A 24,831-nucleotide genomic window follows, 5' to 3' on the forward strand; every position below is an offset into this window, starting at 1 on the left:
CGAGCCATCTCACGGGACCACGCCAGGACCTGATGGCGAGGGAGCGGCAGTGTCGACATCGTTCCCGTACAGACGCTGACCGAGCGGGTCGCGCGGAAGTACCGATGTCTCACCGGTCTTCTCGCGCCACCACCCGGCAAACCTGACCCTGGCCTCGGCCATGTCGGCCGGATTCATCAGGTTCACCGGCCGGCGCCCCAGCGTCACACTCAAAACCTCTTGCTGGATCGACCTGGCTCCGATCAGCAGAGATGCCCCCGGCTTGAGCCGCGAACAGAGATTCTCCCAGCTGTCGCCGTCAAGGATGGGCAAGATACCCCCCTGCCCGACCACATCGCCGCCCGGAGAAGGCAGGGAGTACGCGGCCTCCACCAGCACATCCATCGGCTTCAAGCCGGCGGCGGCGGCCGGTGAGTCGGCGGCCACCTCGGTCACCATCAAACCACCCTGAATCTGGCTGATGGTCAGGGGCGACGCGCCCAGCATGACTCCGGGTACGGGCAGGAAGCTCGCTCCCTCCAACGTCTTGGCAGGTTCCGCCTTGATGGTCAACTGCAGCTTTCGCTCCGGGAGACACCGCAGCAGACGAATCCTCGCCGTCGTCCCCGCCCCACGCCGCTTCACATGCCAGGTGAACCGCTCGATCTTCTCAGTCGGCACCCCGACCGGCTGAACCGCCACGGGCGGAACAACCGCCGGAAGTCCCCCCCCAACGCCGGCAACCTGGGCAGGAGCCCCACCTGCAAGAAACCACGCAACCGGCTTGCCGTCGAACTCGACGATCAGATCGCCGTCACGAACACCCGCCTTCTCCGCCGGTTGCCCCTTGAGAGCCTCGTTGACGTAAACGCAATCACCACTGCGGCCAGTGGCAGGATCCACCACGCCGCTGACCGCCATCAATCTGATTCCCAGAAAGGCCTCTTCCCCAGCCTGCAGTCGAGTCAGGTACATCTGCTCGATCACATGCCGCAAACGGAGCTTCTTCTCGTGCCCATGGATCTGACGGTACTTGGCTACCAGCGCGTCGAGCACGGAAGCGTCGAGCCGGGCCAGCTGAACAGTGGTCCGATCACGAACCGCATAGCTCGGATGGTCCAGTCGGTCAATGAGCGAGGAGAGAACGGAGGCAGAAACCGCGGGAGCCGATGAGGTCGCGGGCCGGGACGCCGGCACGCCAGGCGAGTCGCCTACCCCTCCGTTGGCCGCCAAGAGAAGCCAGAAGACCAGCCACGCCGTCATGAGCGATCCGCCCCTCAAGCCCGGGCCAGCTCGATCAGCCGCTCGGCGTTCGTCCGTAGCCAAGCCACTTTCCGGCCGATCATCCGCAAGAACCGGAAACCCTCGATCCGCCCAAAGGAACCCGTAGCCGCGATCGGCATGACCGCTTCGGCGATGAGGGCTTCGATCATCAGCCACGGGACCGCCTCGTACTGGACCATCGCCCCGTCGCAGGTTCTCTCGTAGCCATGGCGGAATTGACGGAATCGGCTTTCATCCAGCTCCGGAGGCCATTGCCGCGGATCAACGGGCCCGCCAATGATCGAGAACTGAAGCAGACCGTTCGCCAGGTCGGTCACCGACGGCAGGAGGTGCAGAGAATCATAGTCGATCACCGCCGCCACACGGCCCTCGGCGAACAACATGTTGCCCGGATGCCAATCGGCGTGAACGATCTGCACCGGCCAAGAGTAGAAGCCCGAATCATTCACCCGCTGGGCGGCATCCTCGTAAGCGTCGAACAATTGCCCAACGGTGGACAGAAGCTCCGATTCCCGACCGACCACGCTGTCATCCTTGCCGACGCTGGCCGGAACACCATTCAGGTTGCTGCGAACCAGATTGGAGTCGTGATACCCGCGCCGGGCGGGCTCCCAATCCGAGTGGTAGTCCGCCAACAGATTGTGAAACTCGCCCAGTAGCCGACCGGCGTCGGCCGTACAGTGCCGCGAATGGTCGTAAGGACCGCCAGGCACATAGGCGAAGAGCTCGTAAATGAGCTCGTCGAGAATGACCATCGTGCCCGAACCGTCCTTGACCGGCACCAGGGCCGGAACGGGAAACCCCCGCTCCGCCAGGAAGCGCTGCACCGAATGGGCAAAGGCCACCTTGAGCGGATGATCCCGCCCCCGAGCCCGCCGCTTGAGCAGGAAACGACCGTGGTCCGCGGTGATGATCACCTTGGGCGAGCGACGGGAACCCTTGAGCTGCTTGTCGAGCCGGGTGATCGTGCCCAGGTCGTAGCGGGATAAGACCGCCGACAGCTCCTCGGGCTGAAAATCCGCACGCAACCGACTTGGCACACCCGCCTCCCTCAGGCCCTGTTGACCTCGTTGATCAGCAGCCGCAACCGGCCCACGCTTTTGCGGTCAAACGCCAGCGCAAGCCGGGCTTTGTCCGGCAACTCGTCGTTTTCGCCTTCGATCGGGCCAGCATGCTGCTCGATCCGGCCGCCCGTCATGATCCCGCTGAAGGTGTCATTGAGCCGCTCAAGAGCGTCCGCGGACAAAGGCGAGTTCAAACGCATCACGAAGAGGTCGTTGACGTACCGCGATGAATGGTAACGCCGGTAGAACTGGATGATCTCCTGCACCGCCGTGCCCGCATCGTCGGTCAGCTTGAACAGGTTCATATCCTCGGGTGAAATCATGTTGGTGCGCAACAGCTCCGCGGCCACATACGTCCGCCAGTGCTGCCAGTAGAAGCCACCCGGGGCATCGATCATGACGATCGGAATCGGTGCGCTCTTGCCGGTCTGGACCAGCGTCAAAGCCTCGAAGCCCTCGTCCTGCGTGCCGAATCCGCCAGGAAACAAGACGACGGCGGAAGCCTCTTTCATGAACACCAGCTTGCGAGTGAAAAAGTACTTGAAGTTCACCAGCTTGGCATCGTCGGCGATCACCGGGTTGGTCTTCTGCTCAAACGGCAGGCGAATGGCTACCCCGAAACTGGCATCCCGACCGGCCCCGTCGTGGCCGGCACGCATGATGCCATCCCCCGCACCGGTAATCACCATCCAGTCGTTCTCCCGCATCCCGCGCGCAAATCTGTCCGCCTGGAGGTACTCAGGATGATCCGGCGGCGTGCGGCTCGAACCGAAAATCGTCACCTTGCGGATCTGAGCGTACGGGGCAAAGATCTTGAACGCATAACGCAGCTCCTTGACCGCACTGTTCAGCAACTTCAACTCGCCGCGCCCCGTGCCGTCCGCCGCAAGCCGGCATATCGTCACCATCATGTCGGCGAGAAGATCCTGGTCCGGACTGTCCGCGAACTGCTTGAGAAACGCCTCGATCGCCCGCTGCCGTTCGGGATGACCGGTCGTCTTCAATGATCGACTATGCGTGTCCGCCATACACTCCTCTGCCTTCACGACACGGCTGAACCACGAGTATACCACGGCCATGGCGCGATAACCACAATCGGAGGAAAGCCGACACCGAAATAATCTGAGCGGCAGGCCATCGGGCGCGGAGAGGTCAACGGTTCTCAAGAGCCTCGATCAGAGCCCGGGCTCCGGCCAAGTGGTCCCGATACCAGTCCGGCCCCAGCTGGCCAGCCACCGGATCGACGGCAGCCCGGGCAAACGCTTCTTGATGCCCGGTGTCGCGCGCCTCATTGAGCCATAGCAGAGAAAAACTCAAGACGCCCGCGTATAGAAAGCTGGCCGCGACGACGGGAAGAAACGCACGGCTCACCACAGCGAGGCTAAACCGCCCCTGCCGGTACCGTCGTATGTTCAGTAGAATCCATAAAGTTGCTAAAAGAATTAAAAAGAGGGAGACCATAAGCCCGGCGGCACGAAACTCGCGCACCCACAGGGGCGGCCGCCATGGAGCACCCCCACCGACGATGCCGCGAACCAGCAACAGGGCCAGCAGCAAAACCACACCCACAACGTACACCCCCTTCAGCGACCATCCGTACCGGCGCTCCTCCTCCACCACGCCGGCAGAGACGTACGCGACCATACCGAGGAGAATCACCGTCAGCCCGGGAAACAGAGCCACACCAACCACCGAGGGGGCGGACAACAGCCAGGAAAAGTCGATCTCCGCAAGCGACAGAAACAGCAACATCGCCAGCAGCGGCAGAACCGGCAGGGCGGCCACACGCCAGCACCTCCATCGGCCGCCCGGCCACTTCAACTCGACGTCCGGCGGCATCCGCGTGGCAGCGACCACAATACCGACTAGAACGAGCAGCACCAGAAGGGTCAGACAACACGCCAGCGCCAACACAGAAGAAACCAGCGAAACCATGACCCGATGATGCTCACATCGGGCCAGCAGGACATGCATGGACGCTCCCATCCAGGGCAGCATGCCCACCCCGCCCGTGTCCACAACCTCGTGCCACGCGTCACCCAGAGCGGCCGCTTTGACCGCCTCCACATCGCAACGTCGTGCGTCCATGACCGGCGGCAACGGGCGATCCAGTGTTCCGCCCGCCGGGCCTGAGCCTGTCCCGGCCGCCGCACGATCCCGGGCTAGTTCCCGGCACGCCGAGGCGGTCAGCTCCGACGCCAGCAGCAACGTGCCCGGCGACGGCGAATCCAGCGCCACGTCGGTCGCTAGCCGAACAAGGACTGCATGGGCGCGAACCGCATCGGCCGCGCGCCCGGTCTCACGCCAGGCCGAAGCCCTGGCAATCAGCAACCGGGCCAGCTCCCGAAATACCCTGTCGTGAAACTGCTGAAGCCACGTGCAACTCTCCCAAGCCACAACCGCCGCCCGCCGCCGCGACACGCCTTCCCGTCCAAGAGCCTCCTCAACAACCTGACGCTGACGGAGAACATGGAGGCGGACAGGAGACGCCGAGGAGACTCTCGAGAGCCCCGCCAGCAAGGTCTCGTCGCTCCCCTGTCCCGACCGCAGCAGAAGAAGCAGGTCCAGATAATCGTACAGGCCGTTGTCCGCATCACTTCGACGGAAGCTGTCCAGCGTCGACGGCGTGCCGCCACGCAGGCTCACCTCCTCGAACGCCCGTCGAACCGCGTTGATCTCAGGCCGCCGTGCGATAGCGCTGGCAATGGTGCCAGGAGGAATCCGGTCGGCGTACTTCGCCATCCAGGGAACCGCCGCTTCAAGCCCCGGCACCATCTCGACAACCTGCCTGCAAATGATCTCGACGGCCGGCAGACAGCAAAGCAACAGGAAGACGCCTATCCCCCCACACACCCAAGGCGAACGGGAGAAACGTCTCCCGGTAGGACGTGCTGCAGAAGACTCCTTCTTGTGGCGCTTGCCGTGGCTGATGGGTTATCCCCGCACTTGTGCGATCAGTTCAATCTCCACCGCCGCATCGAGGGGAAGCTCGGCGGCCCCGACCGCGGCCCGGACATGCCGACCGGCCTCGCCGAAAACCGCCACCAGGAAGTCGCTCGCTCCGTTGGCAACCTTCGCCTGATCAGTGAAGCCCGGCCCGCTGTTCACGAATACACCGAGCCGAACGATGCGAACCATGTTGTCCAGCCCACCCAGGGCGGCCGCAATCTGAGCCAGCCCGTTCAGTGCGGCAACCTTGGCTCCTTCCGCCGCCTCCTCGATGGTCACGGCCGTGCCCACTTTGCCTCGGGCAACCAAAGTGCCCGCTCGCGTCGGGAGCTGCCCACTGACGAAAACCAGATCGCCGGCTCGCACGCAGGGAACATAGGAGCCCACCGGCTTGGGAGCCTCAGGCAAAGTCAGTCCCAGTTCCCTCAATCGCTCGTTGACGTTGCCCACCGTTCACTCCTCACAGCTCGGCCTGGGGTTCATCACCCTCGGATTCCTCGTCCGGCTCTTCCACATCGTCGGCCCGCCCCAGCTTCACCTCGCCGATCTCAATCGCCTGAATCCGACGAGCGAACTCGTCCTGATCTTCTTCCTCATCCGCCAGGCCCGGGGCGGGGACGTTCCCGTCGCCTGCCTCGACCGCCAGCCCTGCATCCGCAAAGGACGCCTCTCCACCTTCCTGCCCGCCCCCGCCACCCGCTGAGCTCTCCTCCTGCTCAACCAGGCGGTCCGGATCGGTGATCGGCGTCGCGTCCACGAGGTGAACCAGGATCGGCCCAAACCGGTCATTCTGTTCGATTCGCACCCGCTTCTGCCGGATCAGCTCGAGCAGAGCTAGGAACAAGCCGATCATCTCGCTTCGCGTACGGCCCTCGAAGATCTGCTCGAAATAAAGCGACTTCCCTTCCCGCAACAGTCGATCGGCGATGTCCACCGCGTGAAGCGCAATCGGCGTATCGTCGTACTTGACCTCGTGGAACGTCCGTTGACTGCCAACCGAGGTCATCAGCTTGTTGAAGGCCGCCAGCAGGTCCCAGACCTGAACGTCCTCAATGTCAACCTGCTGCTCCTCGCCAGGCAACTCGACCGGCGGCCGACCGAATCGCCGGGCATGGAACTCCGCCCGCTGCGACAGGGCACCCGCCGCATCACGGAAACAACGATAGGCCAGCAACTGCCTGACCAGATCGGCCCGCGGATCCAGCGCCTCGTCGCCCTCAGCCTCCTCGGGCAATACCCGCGGCAGCAGCATCCGCGACTTGATCTCCATCAGCGTCGCCGCCAAGACCAGAAACTCCCCCACGGCCTCCGGGTCCAGGACCTCCAGGACCCGTACGTACTCCAGGTACTGCTCCAAGATCCGCGCAATCGGAATATCGTAGATGTCCACCTCTTCGCGGCGAATGAGATACAGGAGCAGATCCATCGGGCCGCTGTAGGTGTCCAGTTGTACTCGGTAGTCCTCCATCGGGACACATTCTAACGACCAGGTCGCCACCATGCCATGGATGACTCGCGGCCAACGGGTTAGCATGTGCCCATGCCAGTCCTGAGACTCAGTAACATCGGCTTCCGTCGCGGCGAGCGGCAAATCCTCTCCAGCGTCTCCTGGACGATCGAGCCCGGCCAGCACTGGGCCCTGTTGGGCGCGAACGGCTCCGGTAAAACCACCCTCCTCAAGATCGTCACCGGCTACGAATGGGTCAGCGAGGGCTCCGTCGAGGCCCTCGGGCAGCTCTTCGGCGAATGCGATCTCCGCACCCTTCGCAAGTCCATTGGATGGGTCAGCTCGGCCCTGGTCCACACCTTCCCAGGCAGAGACACCGCCGAAAGCGTGGTTCTCTCCGGTCTGGAAGCATCGATCGGACTGTACCGGGATTTCACCGCGGAGGAATCCAACCGGGCCCGCCATACCCTCGCCCTCATGGGCGCCGAGCACCTGGCCGAACAGCCCTACGAACTGATGTCACAAGGCGAGCAACAGCGGGTCCTCATCGCTCGAGCCCTGGTCAACCAGCCCACCCTGCTGATCCTCGACGAGCCCTGCGCCGGCCTCGACCCGGCCGCCCGCAACCACTTCCTGTTCGATGTCGGCCAGCTCGCCCAGCGTCCTCAGGCCCCTACCCTGATCGTCGTCACCCACCACATCGAGGAGATCCACCCCTGGATCACCCATGTGCTCGTCCTCAAGGAGGGCCGGGTCCTCGCCACCGGGCCGAAAGAGACCGTCCTCACCTCCGCTCATCTCTCCACAGCCTTCAGCTTCGATTGCCATGTCCGCCAGGACGGGAGACTGTTCTACCTTGCCGGGCCGGCGTAAGAGCACCGGGGGCGCATGCATGATCCGCCCTCTTCGCCAGCCTGTCACCGCCTTCGCCTTCCCCATAGCATGACCAGCCCGGCGGCGAGAGCCATCACCGAGGCCGGCTCGGGCACGGCATGGGTCGAGGCCAAGGCCTGGATGCCGGTGGAGCCGGCGATGCCGAAGCGGCGGTGCTCCGTGCCGTCACGCCCATAGACAATGACCTGCTTGTAGTCCCGCGACACGTGAAGGCTGACGTAGGTCTCCTCGCCGATCGCGGCCAGCCCCTTTGCGGCATAGACGGCATCGGCATCCTCCATGCTGAATCGATCTCGAATGACGCCTGTCAGAGGATCAAGTCCGAGAATCTGGGTCTGAGCGAAAGAACCGACGGGGTGGGCAATGGCCAGCAGCCGATTCCTGGGCCCGAACTCGCCCAAGTCGGCGTCGATCATGAGGTTCGACTCGGCGGGATTGGCCTTGTGGAAATCAATCGCCCGCACAAAGGCCCCGGTTGCCAGATCGTACACCTCGATGTCGTTGTGACTCGAACGCCAATCGTTGGTGTAAAGACAGTCGCCCATCGTCGCCAGGCCGGAGCGATAGGGATTGTCGGGCAGATGGTACTGGCCGACGACGGCGCCGGTGTCCGGGTTCAGCTTGTAGACCGTGCTGTACACAGCCGAGGGACCGGGCAAGTAATACAGATGGCTCCCATCAAAGGCCAGCCCGGCGTTCTGGTTCGGCGAGGCGGGAGGGGCATAGGAGTTCAACACCGCACCGGTCTGCGGATCGAGCTCTGTGATCTTCGAAGAACCCCAGATGCTGCAATGCGTGGCGAAGAGACGGTCGCCCCCGCGGCTCTCCGCCGAGGCAACGAACAAAACCCCCGCCCATATGACGAGACTGAGCCTTCGCATATCGAACCTCGCGATGATCGGGACAGCACGGACACCCCCCCAGGAATCCAGCAGCCAGGATGGCGCCGCGAGTTGGCCTGACCATCGCAAGATACCCGATCCCGCCGGCCCAGGCAAGCGTCGGCTATTGCATCCTGATCGTGGCTTGTCCCACAATGACCAGAACAGGACGACCCGAGACGGGATCGAGCACCACAACCTGGCTTGACTGGCCTCGACAAGCTCGACCTACCGCCTTGGACGGCCACCGATCCCGAAAGAACCGAGGGCAACTCGCCGAAATACGAGACCCGAATGTGGCAGATTGGAGGTACAAACCATTGTAGGCGAAACGCGTCACAGCTAGCCGGGTGCCGTGCGCAGAGGGGTCAGGAAGTCCAACAGACTGCCGCCCGCACCGTGGCGCAGACGGCATTCGATCCCTCGCGGGTCCTGTGGCGGCTCCAACGCGTTGCCTGCCACTCAGAGCCCCCGGCCGCTTCCCAGGCTTCCACAGCGCGCCAACCGCCGGACCGACCATCACGCTACTCGCCCGCGAACGCATGCCGGGCAATGACATGATCCTGGTAGGGCTCTTCCAGCTCGCAGAAGTACCCACTCCAACCCCACACGCGAACAATCAGGTCTCGGTGTCGCTCAGGATGGCTTTTCGCATCGCGAAGCGTCGCAGCGCTCACCGTGTTCAACTGCAGTTGCTGGCAACCCAGTTCGGCTGCGACGTGAACGAGCAAGGCGACCTTCTCGATCGAGTCGGGACTGCGAAAGACCGCATCCGCAAGCTCCAGCGTGATCGGGCCGCCGTTGCAGATCCGTCGGTAGTCGATCTTGCCGAAGCTCTGAAGAACACTGATCGGCCCACGGATGGCCACCCCTTGCGATGGAGCCAGATTCGCCCCGAAATACTCGCCAGCTCGCCGACCGTCAGCGGTCGCACCCACCACCGGCTCGGGCATCCCCTCGTGACCCGTGGCCAGCCAAACGTAGTACATGGCCGAACCAGTGCCCGGCCTAACCTTCCCGCCCCGCCCGTTGCCGGATAGCGATTCGCAGGCGTCGGCCAGACGATCGAACAAAACGACCAGCATGCGGTCGGCCCGGTCGTCGTGGTTGCCCACCTTCGGCCCTTCACCCGCGAGCTTGGCCCGCAGTGGCTCGTCATCCAGGTCAGCGGGTTGGCCGCGTCAGAGCCGTCTCGCTTCACGCCGCCAAGCATCAGCGACTGACCGTTGTCACCCTGCTGGACGCCGGGATATAGATCCGAATCACGGTTCAGCGAGATAAAGAACTCCTCGAGCAGTGCCTCGGCCGCCCCGCCATCCAACACGCCGGTCTTGAGGTCTGCCTCCAGGTAGGGCCATAGGTACTGATCCAGCCGGCCCAGACCCACATGGTAATGCCCGCTCAGCCAAACCACCGCATGCAGCAACCGAAGTGCCTGCAGCGCCTCGTGGAACGTCCGCGGCGGATTCGCCGGAACCCATTCCAGCAGCTCGGCAACATCCCGCCGGCCGAGATCACGCGCCGCCAGAGCATATCGGCCGGCCAAGGCCAGCACACCGTCGATCGCCTCGACGGCCGCATCGAGAAACTCCACCGCCTCGCCATCCCCGGCCCGGATCACCCGGTCCCGGATCACCAGAGCCAGCCGCCGCCGCCCCAGTAACCCCTCGGACAGAACCATGCCCCAGTCGGCGCAGATATTGCTGATCGGACCTAGCTCGTGAAGCGTGTGCCCCGAAATCAGCCGCTGCCAGTCCTCCGGCTGGTAAACCGGCGGAATCCGCGGCGTCGTTCGCGTAAAGACAATTCGCTGGTCCGACTCGATGACCGGATGTTGCGCCTCACACATCCGACGGGTCAGTCGAGCTGAACGCCGCATCCACGACAGCCCCTCGGCATCGCATTCGGAAACCAGGTCCGGCAGCTGGGCTTGGCGATGACCGGTTTGTTGACGCTCGCGCACCTGATCGCGCATCCGCAGCAGTCGTGCGTCCATGGTCGCTCCCTATCCGCCGACAAACCCCGTTCAGAACAGAACCTGACCCGACGGCCTTCCACAGCCTCTCGCAGTTCGCTGACCCGCTGCTCAGCCGGACCCTCCTCTAGTCTATCAGCCCGGACCCAACAAGGAATTGAGCCCCTGCGTATTCTTCTTGAGATTCTTTGCGCTCTCCGTCGTCGCTTGGCGGCGATAGCCACACGGCGTCTGGCCCGTCAGTCGCTTGAAAAGCACACTCATATACTCCGGATGCACGAAACCGGCGAGTCGTGCGATCGCCGCCAGGGAGAGATCCGTCTCGGCCAGCAGTTGCTTCACCCGCTTTAGCCGGACGAGCCGGATCTCCGCCTGGGGCGACCGGCCAAGGTACCTTCGGAACCCCCGTTCCAGCAGGCTTCGAGAAACCGCAATGTGCCGCAGAACCTGCTCAACCCGCAGACCACCGCAGGCCCGCTCGCGAATGAAACTCACTGCGGCCGCCACGTCCGGATCGTCAATCCGCAATACGTCGGTCGACTGGCGAGTGATAACCCCAAGAGGCTCGATCCGTCGCTCCTGAACGGCCATGGTCAGCGCGATCGCCCTCTTCACCGACGCCCTGCTGAAGTGGGAACCCGGTAAGGTGAAGATCGTGGCCATGGACGCCCTGCCCGCCCAGCTACCCTACGTTCGCAAGGGCGTCGTCGCACGGCTCTTCGCTCAGCAAACGTATCAGTGGGGCTACCGCTCCATCGAGATCCTGACCGACAAGGTCGTGCTCCACAAGGACCCTCCGTCGGCCATCGAGTACTCCCCGCTCCTGCCGGTGGACAAGAACAACGCCGAGCAGTTCGAGACAAACTGGAAGAAATGGCTCCGCCAATGAGCAGCGTACGCACCGGCAGGGTGTTCGACATCCGGGAGTTCACCATCCATGATGGCCCGGGCATTCGCACCACCGTCTTCCTCAAGAGCTGCCCGCTACGGTGCACGTGGTGCCACAACCCCGAGGGGCTCTCCCCCGAACCGCAGGTGCTGCGCAGCCCGGCCGGAGAGCGCGAAGTGGGCCAGATGTACCGCTCGACCGATCTCGCGGAACGGCTCAACCGCCAGGCACCGGTGCTCCGCGATCACGGCGGCGTGACGTTCTCCGGAGGCGAGCCGCTGGCTCAGGCCGCATTCGTCGCCGAGGTCATCGACGCACTCGATCGGCTTCATGTCGTCCTGGACACGTCCGGTTACGCGAACCGAGAGGATTTCCGCCTCGTGGCCGCCAGGTGCAATCTGGTCCTTTTCGACCTGAAGCTGATCGATGGCGCCCGACATGCCCGCTGGACCGGCGCCGGCAACGAAGTCATTCTCGACAACCTCCGGATCTTGAGCGGCATGGGCATTCCGTACATCATCCGCGTCCCCCTGGTCCCCGGCGTGACCGACACGGAAGATAACCTGTCCAGCATTGCCCGACACGTCAGCGGATTGCCCGGACTCCTCCGCGCGGAACTGCTTCCCTATAACCGGGCTGCGGGTGGCAAGTACGCCGCATGCGGCATGCGGTTCTGTCCCGGGTTCGACGAGTCTCAGGAACCCAGGTCCACCACCGCGTGCTTCGAGGCCGCAGGCGTCGAGGCGCGAGTCCTGTAGAGCAGCCTCCTTCCGGCGAGCAAGCCCCAGGCGGCGAATGCGGCACAAACCCGCTTGTGCCCGCCCCTTCGGTTCAGCAGGGAAAACGAGGGCTCATCGGGATGCCGCGCCTTTGCCTGCCGCCGCTGACAGCTCTAACATGCTCAGGTATGGCCAAGGCCGGAGATCCACGTCCACTCTCCCAACAGGACAAACATCGTCTCATCGACTGGGACCGACGGTTTGTCTGGCATCCGTTCACCCAGCACAGCCTCTGGAATGCCGTGGACCCGCTCGTCATCATCGCAGCCGACGGAGATTACGTCATCGATACCGACGGGAACCGCTACCTCGACGGACACTCGAGCCTGTGGTGCAACATCCACGGGCACCGTCGGGCGGAGATCGACCGGGCCATCATCGAGCAGGTGGGCAGGGTCGCCCATTCCACCCAGCTAGGCCTCGCATCCCCACCGGCCATCGAACTCGCCAAACGCCTCGTGGACATCGCTCCGATAGGACTCACCAAGGTCTTCTACTCCGATGACGGCTCCACCAGCCTGGAGGTCGCCTGCAAGCTCGCCTTCGCCTACTGGCAGCATCGTGACCGGCCGGAACGCCGGCTGTTCATCGCCCTGAAAGAGGCTTATCACGGCGACACCATCGGCTCGGTGAGCCTGGGCGGCATCGACCTGTTCCACCGCGCCTACCAACCCCTGCTGTTCCAGACCCTCTTCGCCCCCTCACCCTACTGCTACCGCTGTCCACTGGGCAGGTCGCACGAGACCTGCGGCTTGGCTTGTGCCGACGTCGTGGGGACCATGCTGGAGGAGTATCCCGGCCAGGTCGCGGCCGTGGTGATCGAGCCGCTCGTCCAGTGCGCCGGCGGCATCATCACCGCGCCGCCAGGCTTCCTCACCCAGATCCACAACCTGTGCCGCAAGCACGGCACTCTACTGATCGCCGATGAAGTGGCCACCGGCTTTGGCCGGACAGGCCGCATGTTCGCCGTGCAACATGAGCAGGTGACCCCGGACTTGATGTGCCTGTCCAAGGGACTCACCGGTGGCTACCTGCCCCTGGGCGCAACGCTGGCGACCGAGGAGATCTACCAGACCTTTCTCGGCCCCATCGACTCGGGCCGGACCTTCTACCACGGACACACGTTCACGGGTAACCCCCTGGGCTGCGCCGCCGCTCTGGCCTCGCTGAACCTCTTCGAATCCGATGAAACGCTGCAGCGACTCAAACTCAGGATCGCCTGCATCGCCTCACACCTGGCCCGGCTGGCAGACAACCCGCATGTCGGCGACGTCCGCCAGCGCGGCATGATCGCCGGCGTGGAACTCGTCCGCGACAAGACCACCCGCGAGAGCTACCCCTACGGCCTGCAGGTCGGCGCCCACGTCTGCCTCCACGCCCGGCAATACGGCGTCATTCTCCGGCCCTTGGCCGATACGATCGTCATCTTGCCTCCCTTGGCCATCTCCCTCCCCAACCTCGAACACCTGCTGCTCACGATCGAGCGATGCATCGACGAGACTGTCCCCCGCATCCGGAACGGCGCTCGCCCAGACGGCCCCGGTAGCGACGGGCTGGAATGAGCCCTTGGCATCAACGAGCCACCCGCGTACATTGATGGACGTCCGAATCGAAAGGACAGAAGGAGTTCCCAGTCATGCCTGAAAAGAAGCGCGTCGCCCTGGTCACGGGCGGGTCGAGGGGAATCGGCCGAGGCATCTGCCTGGCCCTGGCCCAGGACGGATTCGCCGTCGTCGTCAACTACAACAGCAACAGTGACGCCGCTCTCCACACCAAGCATATGATCGAGCAGATGGGCGGCACAGCCGAGATCTGCCAGGCGGATATCACAACCGTCGAACACCGCGAATTGCTGGTCGATCACTGCATGGAAACATTCGGCCGCCTCGACGTCCTGGTCAACAACGCGGGCATCGCCCCGCCTGAGCGACGCGACCTGCTGGAAATGACCGAGGCGAGTTACGACCTGGTCATGGCCACCAATCTCCGGGCCCCTTTCTTCCTCGCCCAACGGGTCGCCCGCCTCATGATCGAACAGAGAAAGAACCGCTCCATCCCCGCCGCCTCGATCATCAATGTCTCCTCGGTCAGCGCCTACGCCGCCAGCATCAACCGGGGCGAGTACTGCATCAGCAAGGCAGGCCTCTCCATGATCACCACCCTCCTGGCCGTCCGACTGGCCGAAGAAGGAATCAACGTCTACGAGATCCGCCCAGGCATCATCGCCACGGACATGACCGCAGGTGTCAAGGAAAAGTACGACCGCCTGATCAGAGAGGGCTTCACGCCAATCCGCCGGTGGGGCCAGCCCGCCGATGTCGGCAAGGCCGTGGCCATGCTCGCTCGAGGCGACCTGCCCTTCTCGACCGGCGAGGTGATCAACGTCGACGGCGGCTACGCCTTGCGGTACTTCTGACGAAAGGAGGCGGGCCATTTCCACCCTGAACATCAAACCCGCCCCATCCTGCCGATGGGACGCAGTCGCGCTGGGCGAAATCATGCTTCGGCTCGATCCGGGCGAAGAACGCATTCGCACCACACGCCAATTCCGAATCTGGGAAGGAGGCGGCGAGTACAACGTGGCCCGCGGACTCCGGCGATGCTTCGGACTGAGAACGGCCGTGGTGACGGCCATCGCCGATAACGAGGTCGGACGGTTGCTGGAAGACTGCATCCTCCAGGGCGGCGTGGACATGTCCCACGTCAAGTGGGTGAAATTCGACGGAGTCGGACGAAAAGTCCGCAACGGACTCAACTTCACCGAGCGGGGGTTCGGTGTCCGGGCGGCAAAGGGCTGCTCGGACCGCGGCCATACCGCCGCCTCACAGCTCAAGGTCGGCGACATCGACTTCAAGAGCATCTTCGTACAGGAGGGAGCCCGCTGGCTCCATTGCGGCGGCATCTTCGCCGCACTATCCGAGACGACCCAAGCCGTGGCCAAAGAGGCAATGATCGCGGCCAAGGAGGCCGGTACCATCGTCTCCTACGATCTCAACTACCGCCCGTCGCTTTGGCAGGACATCGGCGGAAAGGCCAGGGCCCAGCAGGTCAATCAGGAACTGGCCAGGTATGTCGACGTCATGATCGGTAACGAGGAAGACTTCAGCGCCGCACTGGGTTTCGAAGTACCAGGCCTGGACGAGCAACTCGCGGAACTCGATCCTCGTCACTTCAAGACCATGATCACCAAGGCGGTCGCCAAGTATCCGAACTTCAAAGCAGTCGCCACCACCCTGCGCCACGCCAGAACGGCCACCATCAACGACTGGGGCGCGATTCTGTTCCTCGACGGCAAATTCTACGAGGCCCCCCAACGCCCTAATCTCGAAATCCTCGACCGGGTGGGCGGCGGCGACAGCTTCGCCAGCGGACTGATCTACGGCTTCCTGGCCGGCAAATCACCCGAACAGTGTGTCAACTGCGGGGCAGCCCACGGAGCCCTGGCCATGACCACGCCGGGAGACACCAGCATGGCAACACTCGACGAGGTCGAGAGGGTCATGAAAGGCGGGACCGCTCGGGTAGCCCGTTAGCAGATCACCAGAGGCTCCAAACGCCGTCGATGAGGCCGCTTGAACCCCCTCCGGCCCCAGGTCCCGTTCGAGTCAGGTGTTGGCCAGGCGGTGAAGCGTGGCAAAGTACTTCTGAGCCTCGAGGGCGTCTGCCACCCGACACTCAAACGTCTGCGGATCCACTCTCCGAACATGCGGCACCGCTTCACAAGCGTGCAAACCTTCCCAGTTGCGAAACCGAATCCTCAGCGCGGCCGGAAAACCGGGCTTGAGGGGCGGGATCGACTCAGCGTCAAGCACCGCTTTGGCCGCCGTGCGGCGAATCTCGTCTCGAACCTGCTGTATCGGACGCATGCGGGCGGCATTGGGACCCCAGCCCGTCTTCGTCATCACCGTGTACACGCCCTGGGGAAGCTCCTCCTTGACCTGGGCCACAAGCTTGTCGTCGCCGGTCACCATGACGACGGGAACGCCAAAATGACCGGCAAAGGTCGCAGCCCACCCGGTCTCGCCCAGGGGCTTGTCGTTGACCTCCAGGGCCATCACATTGCTCGACCAGGTGTGAGCCAGCGTCCCCCCGGCCGTCGTCGCCCGCGCGTGGTAGCCGATGAGCAATACAACGTCGAAGGTCTCGTCGATCCCTTCAACCATGCTCCGGAGAGGTCCCCATCCACTGATCAGCTCCGCGAAAGGATGAAGCCGCTCCAATTCAATATTCGTACCCGCACCATGGGAGTCCTTGACCACAATCCGCTTGGCCCCCGCTTCAACCGCCCCTTCGACGGCCGCGTTCACCTCTTCCACCATCCAGCCACATGCTCGCTTGTAGTCCGCACCATCCGCGGACCAATGGGTCTGGGCCATCACCCCACAAATGCCCTCAATATCAGCCGAAATGAACACGTTCACAGCCAATCTCCTGCCGGAACAACCATCCCATCCAACCGCGATCCGGGCCCGTAAGACTACTGAGCCGCCCCGCCAGGGTCAACCTCGCCCCGGGCGTACCCCCAAGCCCACCACAGGTCTAAAATAGGATGTCAAGGAGGTGTCCCATGCGGATCGAACTCACCGCCGCCGAATGTGACGTCCTGTCCGATCTGGTGGAGCAGAAGATCTCCGCACTCGGACCCGAGATCCACCACACCAGTACCAGCCGATTCCGGGAGTACCTCAAGGAGTACCGGCAACGACTGGAAGGGCTGCTTCCACGCCTGCGAAACGAGGAACTCGCCGAGACCACGGCGCCGCCCTGATCGGCCTCTCCTCGCGGCACGAAGACGCCACCCTCGGATGCTCAGACGCAACCCCGTGCGTCCGATGGGAAAATGCTGCAGAGCGGGCCGTCGGTAAACCCGCCCCCGCGCCAGCTTCCTGCGAGATGCCGACCGGGCGAGCAGCCCCGTTGTTCGAGCCGACGTGTTCCCGCTACAATGCTCCACCTGGGGGCCACCCGAGTGTGACCTCGCTCCAAACGCCTTTCATGGGAGTCCATATGCGCTTACGTTCGACGCTGATGATCCTGATCCTCGCCGCAACGCCGGCAGCTTCGCCCGTCCTCGGACTCGATGTGGGCGACCCGGCCCCCCCCCTGCAGATCACGGAGTGGGTGGCCGGCAAGGCCGTCGACCTCAAGACCGGCAAGGGCAAAACCGTCTATGTCCTCGAGTTCTGGGCCACTTGGTGCGGCCCGTGCAAGATGAGCATCCCGCATCTCACCCAACTGCAAGCCAAATACAAGGACAAGGAGGTGGTCATTATCGGAATCAGCGACGAGCCGCCCGGTACCATCAGGCCTTTCATGAAGAACATGGGCGACAAGATGGTCTACACCGTCGCTGCCGACAAGGCCGGCACAACCATGCGGACCTACCTGGGAGGCTTTGGCGTTAACGGCATCCCCTACGCATGCATCGTCGACAAAAGTGGCACAATCGTGTGGCACGGTTCGCCTTTCGAGGAACTCGACGACACACTGGAACAGGTGGTCAACGGTAAGTTCGACGTGGAGGCCGCGAAACGCAGCGCCAAGGCAGTCAAGATGCTCGACACCTACTTCGGTACCCTCATCAAGGCTTCCGAGACCTCAAACACCAAGGACAAGGACAAACTGGCCTCGGACGCACGCAAGACGGGCGACGAAATCCTCAAGCTGGCCGACAAGAACCCCAAGGTGCTCTCGATCCTCGCCCTCAACATCCTCCTGCACCCGCAGCTCAAGATCCGCGATCGCGAACTGGCCCTCAAGGCCGCGAGTACCGCCAAAGATCTGGCAGGCGGAAAGGACTTCGCCATCCTCGATGCCTACGCCCGCGTCCTGTGGGAGACAGGGAAACGAAACGAAGCCGTCAAACACCAGAAGGACGCCGTCGCCCTGGCCAAGGACCCGACGATCAGGCAGCAGCTGACCGCGACGCTCAAGGAATATGAGCAGAGCCTGGACGGCGACAAGCCCACCGCAAGCCAACCCCCAGCTACCCCCGCCACAAAGGACAAGCCGGCCAAATGACCCACCCGGCCAGGCCCCCGCCCCAGCCGTCACGCCCCACTCCGCCCGGGCCGCAGCCCGAGGACCAGGCCCAACCCCCGGCCGCCGTTGTCCCCGACGCTTCACCGCCAGATGATTGCCGGTCATCCGCTTTCCCGGTAGGATACCCATCTTGAGGCTTGTATGGCTTTCGTCCCGATTCTGACTTGACGGATAGGAGTAGATCCATGCGATCCCGCTTCGCCCTCCTCGCCTTCGCCCTGACCGGCCTTGTCACCACCACCTCCACCTTCGCACTTGACCTGGGCAGTCCCGCTCCCGCCCTGCAGATCAGCGAATGGGCCAAGGGAAACGCTCAGAGCCTCAGGGCCGGCAAGGGCAAAAACGTCTTCGTCGTGGAATTCTGGGCAACCTGGTGCGGCCCGTGCAAGATGAGCATCCCGCACCTCACCGAGATGCAGGCCAAGTACAAGGACAAGGGCCTCGTGGTCATCGGCATCACCGACGAACAACCCGGCGTCGTCAAGGAGTTCCTCCAGAAGATGGGCGACAAGATGCAGTACACCGTGGCCATCGACAAGGCCCACGCCACCACCAAAGCCTATATGGGCGGCTTCGGCGCCCGTGGCATCCCCTTCGCATGCGTCGTGGACAAGGCCGGGCTGATCATCTGGAACGGCAACCCGCTCGACGGACTGGACGAGGTGATCGACCAGGTGATGGAGGGCAAGTACGACCTCGAGGCCGCCAAGCAAGGCCGGAAAGCCGAGAAGCGAGCCGATGTCTACTTCTCCCTGATCCCGCGAGCCGACGCCGCCAAGACCGCCGATGGCAAGGCCAAGATGCTGAAGGACGCCCGACGAATTGGCGATGAAGTCGTCACCCTTGCCGCCAAAAGCCCCAACGTGCTCAACAGCTTCGCTTGGACGATTCTCACCGACGAGAAGTTCAAGAACCGGGATGTCGAACTCGCCCTCAAGGCCGCCCAGAAGGCCGTCGAACTGACCGAGAACAAGAACCCCAACATCCTCGACACCTATGCCCGGGCACTCTGGGACAGTAACCGCAAGGAGGAGGCCCTCAAGATTCAGCGGCAAGCCGTCGAACTCGAGAAAACGCCCGCCGGCAAGGCCGCCCTCAAAAAGACACTCCAGACATACGAGCGCGAACTGAAGAGCGCCGAGACACCGGCCGCTAAGCCCGCCAAGTGAGCGGCGACCACGGCCCGTGACCGCCGACAGGTCAGGTGTGCCGCAATTGCATCAACCGGGCGACGAACCGTCAGACATGCGAACCTGCCGGTGGTCAATTACCCGCTTGGCCTTCCCAACAGTCCGCTCCAGGCTGTGCGGCTCGACCAACTCGACCTCGATGTGAATGCCGGTAATGATCCCGATCTCTCGCTCGATCCGGCCTTTCAAGGCCCGCAGCTCGCTGATCCGATCCGAAAAGTCCTGCGGCCGGATCTCAACCTTGACCTTGGCCTCATCCATGGCACCCGGACGATCCAGCTCGATGACGTAGTGCGGAGCAGTCCCTTCGACACGCAGCAGGGCTTCCTCGATCTGAGACGGGAAAACGTTCACGCCGCGAATGATCAGCATGTCATCTGAGCGGCCCACCACCCGGCTCATTCGCACCGTCGTCCGCCCGCAGGGACAGGGAGAGGAGTCCAGCCAAGCGATGTCCCGCGTGCGGTATCGCAGCACCGGCATCGCCTCTTTCGTCAACGTCGTGATCACCAGCTCACCCTTCTCGCCCACCGGAACCGGTTCAAGAGTGTCAGGATTCAGGCATTCGACGAGGAAATGATCCTCCTGCAGGTGCATGCCGTTCTGAACAGCGCACTCCCCGCTGACGCCGGGACCCATGACCTCGCTCAGGCCGTAGTTGTTGAACGCATGGATGCCCAGCTCGGCCTCAATCCGCACACGCATGTCCTCTGTCCAGGGCTCGCCACCAAAGTGACCGTACCGGAGCTTCAGGTCACCAGGGCTCAGCCCCTGCTCGCGACCAACCTCCGCAATGTTGAGGGCGTAGCTGGGCGTACAGATGAGAACGTCGGCCTTGAGGTCCTGTAGGAGCAGAATCTGGCGATTCGTGTTACCCGCCGCCGCCGGAACAATCGCGGCTCCAACCCGCTCCACGCCCTGGTGAAGACCGAACCCGCCGGTAAACAAGCCATACCCGAAAGCAATGTGCACCATGTGCTCCGGGCGCAGCCCGCCAGCCACCAGGAACCGAGCGCAAAGATCCGACCAGAGAACCATGTCAGCGGCGTTGTAGGCCACGAACACCGGCTTGCCCGTCGTCCCGGAGGAACCGTGGATCCGAACCACCTGCTCCCGGGGAACGGCCAGCAGGCCCAGCGGGTAATGACGCCGAAAGTCCTCCTTGGTGGTGACGGGCAGCCGGCGGATGTCATCCAGCGTCCGGATCGACTCCGGCCCAACACCCAGCCGGGCCAGGGCCTCCTTGTAGAAAGGCACCGCCGAAACGCGGGCCACACAAGACCGCAACCGCTCGAGCTGGCACGCCCGCAACTGGTCGCGGGACATGGTCTCCTCGGCATCCCAGACCCGGTTCTCGACTTTGAACTCTGGCATGAATCGTTTCCATCCGGTTCATGGACACCCGCAGCCCGGCTCCGCCCGACAGGAAGACCACCGCCGGATCAGTCCTTCGTCAGTTGCTCGAGTTCGGTGATCACGCCCACTCGCTTGGCGGTCAACGTCTTCAATGCCTGGTCGGGATTGTCGAAACGGAACACCATGACCGCACGGTCACCCCTGCGGGCAGTGAACGAGTACACGTACTCGATGTTCAGTTCGCTCTGCTCGATGACCGCCAGGACGCCGTCGAGACCACCCGGCCGGTCGGGAACCTCAACCGCAATGACCTCGGTCAGATTGACGACGCATCCGGCCTTCTCCAGGACCGCCTTGGCTTTGGGGGCGTCCTGCACAATCAGGCGGAGAATGCCGAACTGCTCGGTATCCGCCAGTGACATCGTGAGAATGTTGATGCCGGCATCGGCCAGCACCTTCGTGGGCACTCGCAGCGTGCGCGGCTTGTTCTCGAGAAACAGTGACAACTGCTGGATTTTCATGGCTCACCTCGATCCTTTCCCGGGAACTCCGCCCGGATGACTGACCGGCCCGATCATCTCACCCTCACATGTTCCTCTTGTCGATCACCCGTTTGGCCTTGCCCTGACTCCGCTCGATGGTGTGAGGCTCAACCAGACGAATCTTGACTCGAATACCGAGGGTGCGCTCGACCGCGTGAGCCAGCTTGCCCTGAACCTGCTCCATGGCCTTGACTTTGTCGCTGAAGATCTCCGCGGTAACCTCAACCTGCACCTCAACCTGGTCGAGCCCCTTGTCCCGGGTCAGGATAATCTGATAGTGCGGCAACGTGCCCTCCACACTCAGCAGCGCGGCCTCGATCTGCGACGGGAACACGTTCACCCCCCGGATGATGAACATGTCGTCGCTGCGCCGGCCGATCCGCCGAATCCGGCAAAGGGTCCGCCCACACTTCGACGGCCCGGACAAGAACGCGGTAATGTCATGCGTGCGGTACCGGATAACCGGCATGGCCCGCTTACTCAACGTGGTCAGAACTAGCTCACCCTCCTCACCCTCGGGCAGCGGCTCGCCGGTCTGAGGATCGACAATCTCCGGATAGAAGTGGTCCTCAAAGATGAACAGCCCATCCTGACCTTCCGCTTCCGAGGCCACCCCGGGACCAATGATCTCCGACAGGCCGTAAATGTCGTAAGCCTTGATGCCCGATCCCGCTTCGATGTGCTTGCGCATCTGCTCCGTCCAGGGCTCGGCGCCAAAAATGCCCGCCCGCAACGGAAGATCGTGCATGTCGATGCCCATCTCGCCGGCTCGCTCGATCAGATGGATGAAGTAGCTCGGCGTAGAGCAGATCGCGGTAACGCCAAAATCCTTCATGACCATGATCTGCCGGTCACTGTTGCCGCCGGAAATCGGAATCACCGTCGCACCCAGAGCCTCCGCACCATAGTGGGCACCCAGGCCACCGGTGAACAAGCCGTACCCGTACGCGTTCTGGATGATGTCCCCACGATGCAGGCCACAGGCCGCAAACGTCCGCACCATGACGCTGGCCCAGACCTCAATGTCCTCCTTCGTGTAGGACACAACAATCGGCTTGCCGGTCGTGCCGCTCGAGGCATGCAGCCGCACAATCTCCGACATCGGACTGGCAAACAGGCCAAACGGATAGGTGTCTCGCAGATCGGTCTTCTGCGAAAACGGCAGCTTCACAATGTCGTTCAGGCTGCGGATATCGGCCGGGTTCAAACCCCGTTCCTTCATCCGGCTGCGGAAGAGCCCCACGTTGTCGAAGGCTCTCTGAACAACGGCCGTCAGCCGCCGAAACTGCAGATCGCGCATCTGCGGCTTCGGCAAAAAGTCCATGGCGCTGGCCGGATGAAAACCGCCGGGCAAATCATTCCACTGTTCAATCGTCATCGAAGAGCCCTCCCGCTTGAATACGGCCCGACGCGGGCACTACACCTTCTTCCCAGACTCCCGCCCCAGGGCGAAAGCCTGATCGTTCATCTCATGCAGCTTCTCGGGCAGATTGGCCCGCACCACCTTCAGCCACGCCTCGACCTCAAAAGGAAAATGGGCACTCAACACGCCCAGGAGAGCAATGTTCAGACACTTGCTGCTCGGCAGCCGATCCGCCGGAACGGCGTCCGGCGCAACCAACACCCCGCCAGGACGTAAATGCCGCTTGCTGTTCTCCAACTCCTCGGGCGCAAGAACGACCAGGTAGTCCGCCTGACCCTCCGGAACCATCGGGCTGAAAACCTCCTGGCCGAACCGGACATCGCTCGTCACCGAACCGCCTCGCTGGCTCATCCCGTGAAGCTCACTCTTCTTGACCGCAAGCCCCTGCTCAAAGGCAACTTCCGCCAGGATGTCCGAGGCCTTGATCACACCCTGCCCGCCAAGCCCGGCGAAAACCACGTTGGTGACTCTGCCCACCATCACATGACTCCCCTGCTTCAAGACGCGGACGAACACGCCGCTGCGGCCCCCGCCTGTCGCTCGTATTCCTTGATCTTGCCGGCCGCCAGCAGGCACGGACGCCGAGCCACGATCACCCACAACCCGCCGTCACCCAACACCCGCCGAAGCAAAGCCTCGAAACCCTCGGGGTCGCCCACCGGGTCCGTCACCACCACGTTCGGAATCCCCAACGACCGCGCCAGATCCTCGATCCTGACCTTGCCCGTACTCTTGTGGTCCAGCGTACGCCCCGTGGCCGGGTGCTCCTGCAAGCCGGTCATCGCCGTCGTACCATTGTCCAGGATCACGACCACGTGCCCCGTCGGCGGCGGATTGTACACCATCTCCACCAGCCCGGTGATCCCGCTGTGCATGAAGGTGCTGTCCCCGATAACGCTGATCACCCGGCGGGCTTGCTCCTCCGGGAGCACATGCCGCAGCCCCAGACCCGCACCAATGCTCGCCCCCATGCAAACACAGCTGTCCATCGCCTCGAACGGCGGAAGCACACCGAGCGTGTAACAGCCAATGTCACCGGCCACGATGCAGTTGAGCTTGGCGAATGTCGTGAACCCGGTCCGGTGCGGGCAGGCATTGCACAATTGCGGCGGCTTGCCCCGAGGCGGCGGAGCCTCCGGAGAAGTGTCGTTGGCCAGGATCCGCTGCACCCGGGCGACATTCAGCTCCCCAAACCGATACATCTCCGACTTGCCCTCGACGTTCAAACCCGCCGCGCGCAGCGCGTCAACCAGGTAGGGATCCCCCTCCTCAATAACCACGCAACGGTCAATCGTGTCCACGAACCTGCGAACCATCTCCACCGGCAGCGGATAAGTCATCCCCAGCTTGAGGAAACTCGCCTCCGGCGCCGCTTCACGGGCATGCATGTACGAAATACCCGAGGTGATAATGCCCAGCGTGCCGTCGCCGCTGTACACAATCCCGTTAGGGCCGGAAGTCTCGTTCCAGGCGGTGATCTCGGCCAGCTTCTGCCGCAGCCGACGATGGGCCGGACGGGCATAGGCAGGTATCATCACCCGACTCGGAATGTCTCTCTGGAAGCTCGGGCCCGACTTGGGCCGGGCCAGCTCACGCCGAACCACGGCCGTCTTGGCATGGCAAACCCGCGTGGTCATTCGGAATAGCACGGGAATCCGCCAACGTTCCGAGATCTCGATCGCCAACGCGGCGAAATCGTAAGCTTCCTGCGAATCGGAGGGCTCGAGCATGGGCACGCCGGCGGCAACGGCAAACCGGCGGTTGTCCTGCTCGTTCTGGCTCGAGGCCATCCCCGGATCATCCGCCGAAACCACCACCAGGGCCCCGGTCACCCCCGTATAGGCCACAGTGAACAAGGGATCGGCGGCCACGTTCAGGCCGACGTGCTTCATCGTCACCAGCGCCCGGGCCCCACCGAACGCCGCCCCAATACCCACCTCGAGCGCCACCTTCTCATTCGGCGACCACCGCGACCGTCCACCCAGAGAACTAAAGTGTTCCAGAATCTCGGTCGAGGGCGTGCCGGGATAGCCAGTACCAAGCGCAACCCCAGCATCAATAGCAGCCTGGGCAACCGCTTCATCGCCGGTCAGCAGATAGCGATTCCGCTCCATCCCGTCGCCTCCAAGCACCGACG

At 63.4% G+C, this 24,831-nt stretch carries 25 protein-coding genes; 10 read left to right on the forward strand and 15 right to left on the reverse strand.

The features are described 5' to 3' along the window. Positions 1-9: 9 nt before the first annotated feature. The 6 genes from KA354_12050 to KA354_12075 form a co-directional block, all read right to left on the reverse strand. Entirely contained in the window at positions 10-1,242 is a 1,233-nt protein-coding gene (locus tag KA354_12050) for a hypothetical protein (GenBank protein ID MBP7935369.1), read from the reverse strand. Positions 1,243-1,256: 14 nt separating this feature from the next. Beyond that, the gene (locus KA354_12055; GenBank protein ID MBP7935370.1) at positions 1,257-2,303 is read right to left on the reverse strand and encodes a phosphotransferase; all 1,047 of its coding nucleotides are present in this window, start codon (positions 2,301-2,303) and stop codon (positions 1,257-1,259) included. Positions 2,304-2,314: 11 nt separating this feature from the next. Continuing rightward, positions 2,315-3,355 carry an LOG family protein gene (locus KA354_12060; GenBank protein MBP7935371.1) on the reverse strand — a complete coding sequence of 347 codons (1,041 nt, stop codon included), beginning with the start codon at positions 3,353-3,355 and terminating at the stop codon, positions 2,315-2,317. 124 nt (positions 3,356-3,479) lie between these two features. After that, positions 3,480-5,153 carry a hypothetical protein gene (locus KA354_12065; GenBank protein MBP7935372.1) on the reverse strand — a complete coding sequence of 558 codons (1,674 nt, stop codon included), beginning with the start codon at positions 5,151-5,153 and terminating at the stop codon, positions 3,480-3,482. A gap of 108 nt (positions 5,154-5,261) precedes the next feature. Beyond that, the gene (locus tag KA354_12070) at positions 5,262-5,726 is read right to left on the reverse strand and encodes a RidA family protein (GenBank protein MBP7935373.1); all 465 of its coding nucleotides are present in this window, start codon (positions 5,724-5,726) and stop codon (positions 5,262-5,264) included. Between the two features lie 10 nt (positions 5,727-5,736). Next, positions 5,737-6,744, reverse strand: a complete 1,008-nt coding sequence (locus KA354_12075; protein MBP7935374.1) for a segregation/condensation protein A — start codon at positions 6,742-6,744, stop codon at positions 5,737-5,739. 72 nt (positions 6,745-6,816) lie between these two features. Here KA354_12075 and KA354_12080 point away from each other — a divergent pair, with 72 nt between their 5' ends. Further along, a complete protein-coding gene (locus KA354_12080) occupies positions 6,817-7,596 on the forward strand; it encodes an ABC transporter ATP-binding protein (protein MBP7935375.1) in 780 nt (259 codons plus the stop codon). 44 nt (positions 7,597-7,640) lie between these two features. Here the strand turns inward: KA354_12080 and KA354_12085 are convergent, their stop codons facing one another. Both KA354_12085 and KA354_12090 read right to left on the reverse strand, forming a co-directional pair. Further along, a complete protein-coding gene (locus tag KA354_12085) occupies positions 7,641-8,498 on the reverse strand; it encodes a PEP-CTERM sorting domain-containing protein (GenBank protein ID MBP7935376.1) in 858 nt (285 codons plus the stop codon). A 524-nt stretch (positions 8,499-9,022) separates the two neighbouring features. After that, positions 9,023-9,367, reverse strand: coding sequence for a hypothetical protein (locus KA354_12090; GenBank protein ID MBP7935377.1), 345 nt, complete (start codon positions 9,365-9,367; stop codon positions 9,023-9,025). Between the two features lie 548 nt (positions 9,368-9,915). Here KA354_12090 and KA354_12095 point away from each other — a divergent pair. After that, a complete protein-coding gene (locus tag KA354_12095; GenBank protein ID MBP7935378.1) occupies positions 9,916-10,161 on the forward strand; it encodes a hypothetical protein in 246 nt (81 codons plus the stop codon). 447 nt (positions 10,162-10,608) lie between these two features. Here KA354_12095 and KA354_12100 read toward each other — a convergent pair whose 3' ends face one another. Continuing rightward, positions 10,609-11,136: a helix-turn-helix transcriptional regulator gene (locus KA354_12100; protein ID MBP7935379.1), complete on the reverse strand. Its 528-nt coding sequence runs from the start codon at positions 11,134-11,136 to the stop codon at positions 10,609-10,611. Between KA354_12100 and KA354_12105 the strand changes: the two genes are divergently transcribed. From KA354_12105 to KA354_12125, 5 genes are all read left to right on the forward strand, one after another. Then, on the forward strand, positions 11,063-11,362 hold the full coding sequence (locus KA354_12105; protein MBP7935380.1) for a hypothetical protein: 300 nt from the start codon (positions 11,063-11,065) through the stop codon (positions 11,360-11,362). The two genes, KA354_12100 and KA354_12105, sit on opposite strands and share 74 nt — an antisense overlap. Then, positions 11,347-12,120: a radical SAM protein gene (locus KA354_12110; protein ID MBP7935381.1), complete on the forward strand. Its 774-nt coding sequence runs from the start codon at positions 11,347-11,349 to the stop codon at positions 12,118-12,120. The genes KA354_12105 and KA354_12110 overlap by 16 nt, the downstream gene beginning before the upstream one ends. A 149-nt stretch (positions 12,121-12,269) precedes the next feature. Then, complete coding sequence (bioA, locus tag KA354_12115) at positions 12,270-13,703, forward strand: adenosylmethionine--8-amino-7-oxononanoate transaminase (protein MBP7935382.1); 1,434 nt, start codon at positions 12,270-12,272, stop codon at positions 13,701-13,703. Between the two features lie 74 nt (positions 13,704-13,777). Next, entirely contained in the window at positions 13,778-14,557 is a 780-nt protein-coding gene (locus tag KA354_12120) for a 3-ketoacyl-ACP reductase (protein MBP7935383.1), read from the forward strand. Between the two features lie 16 nt (positions 14,558-14,573). After that, positions 14,574-15,674 carry a sugar kinase gene (locus KA354_12125; protein ID MBP7935384.1) on the forward strand — a complete coding sequence of 367 codons (1,101 nt, stop codon included), beginning with the start codon at positions 14,574-14,576 and terminating at the stop codon, positions 15,672-15,674. Between the two features lie 72 nt (positions 15,675-15,746). On the opposite strand, the gene KA354_12130 is transcribed toward KA354_12125, so the two are convergent. Beyond that, entirely contained in the window at positions 15,747-16,562 is an 816-nt protein-coding gene (locus KA354_12130; protein ID MBP7935385.1) for a M55 family metallopeptidase, read from the reverse strand. A gap of 146 nt (positions 16,563-16,708) precedes the next feature. On the opposite strand from KA354_12130, the gene KA354_12135 reads away from it, so the two are divergent. The 3 genes from KA354_12135 to KA354_12145 all read left to right on the forward strand — a co-directional run bounded on the left by KA354_12135 (position 16,709) and on the right by KA354_12145 (position 19,352). Further along, complete coding sequence (locus KA354_12135; protein ID MBP7935386.1) at positions 16,709-16,909, forward strand: hypothetical protein; 201 nt, start codon at positions 16,709-16,711, stop codon at positions 16,907-16,909. 239 nt (positions 16,910-17,148) lie between these two features. Next, positions 17,149-18,162 (forward strand): redoxin domain-containing protein, encoded by a 1,014-nt coding sequence (locus KA354_12140; GenBank protein ID MBP7935387.1) that lies wholly within the window; start codon positions 17,149-17,151, stop codon positions 18,160-18,162. Positions 18,163-18,368: 206 nt separating this feature from the next. After that, positions 18,369-19,352, forward strand: coding sequence for a redoxin family protein (locus tag KA354_12145; protein MBP7935388.1), 984 nt, complete (start codon positions 18,369-18,371; stop codon positions 19,350-19,352). Positions 19,353-19,403: 51 nt separating this feature from the next. Here the strand turns inward: KA354_12145 and KA354_12150 are convergent, their stop codons facing one another. From KA354_12150 to KA354_12170, 5 genes are all read right to left on the reverse strand, one after another. After that, positions 19,404-20,747, reverse strand: coding sequence for a phenylacetate--CoA ligase (locus KA354_12150; GenBank protein ID MBP7935389.1), 1,344 nt, complete (start codon positions 20,745-20,747; stop codon positions 19,404-19,406). Positions 20,748-20,815: 68 nt separating this feature from the next. Further along, the gene (locus KA354_12155) at positions 20,816-21,250 is read right to left on the reverse strand and encodes an amino acid-binding protein (protein MBP7935390.1); all 435 of its coding nucleotides are present in this window, start codon (positions 21,248-21,250) and stop codon (positions 20,816-20,818) included. 64 nt (positions 21,251-21,314) lie between these two features. Further along, the gene (locus KA354_12160) at positions 21,315-22,649 is read right to left on the reverse strand and encodes a phenylacetate--CoA ligase (protein ID MBP7935391.1); all 1,335 of its coding nucleotides are present in this window, start codon (positions 22,647-22,649) and stop codon (positions 21,315-21,317) included. Positions 22,650-22,688: 39 nt separating this feature from the next. Further along, the gene (locus KA354_12165) at positions 22,689-23,174 is read right to left on the reverse strand and encodes an indolepyruvate oxidoreductase subunit beta (GenBank protein ID MBP7935392.1); all 486 of its coding nucleotides are present in this window, start codon (positions 23,172-23,174) and stop codon (positions 22,689-22,691) included. Between the two features lie 17 nt (positions 23,175-23,191). Then, positions 23,192-24,808, reverse strand: a complete 1,617-nt coding sequence (locus KA354_12170) for a thiamine pyrophosphate-binding protein (GenBank protein ID MBP7935393.1) — start codon at positions 24,806-24,808, stop codon at positions 23,192-23,194. Positions 24,809-24,831: the final 23 nt, after the last annotated feature.

This window comes from Phycisphaerae bacterium (genome assembly GCA_018003015.1).
Classification (GTDB): Bacteria; Planctomycetota; Phycisphaerae; order UBA1845; family PWPN01; genus JAGNEZ01.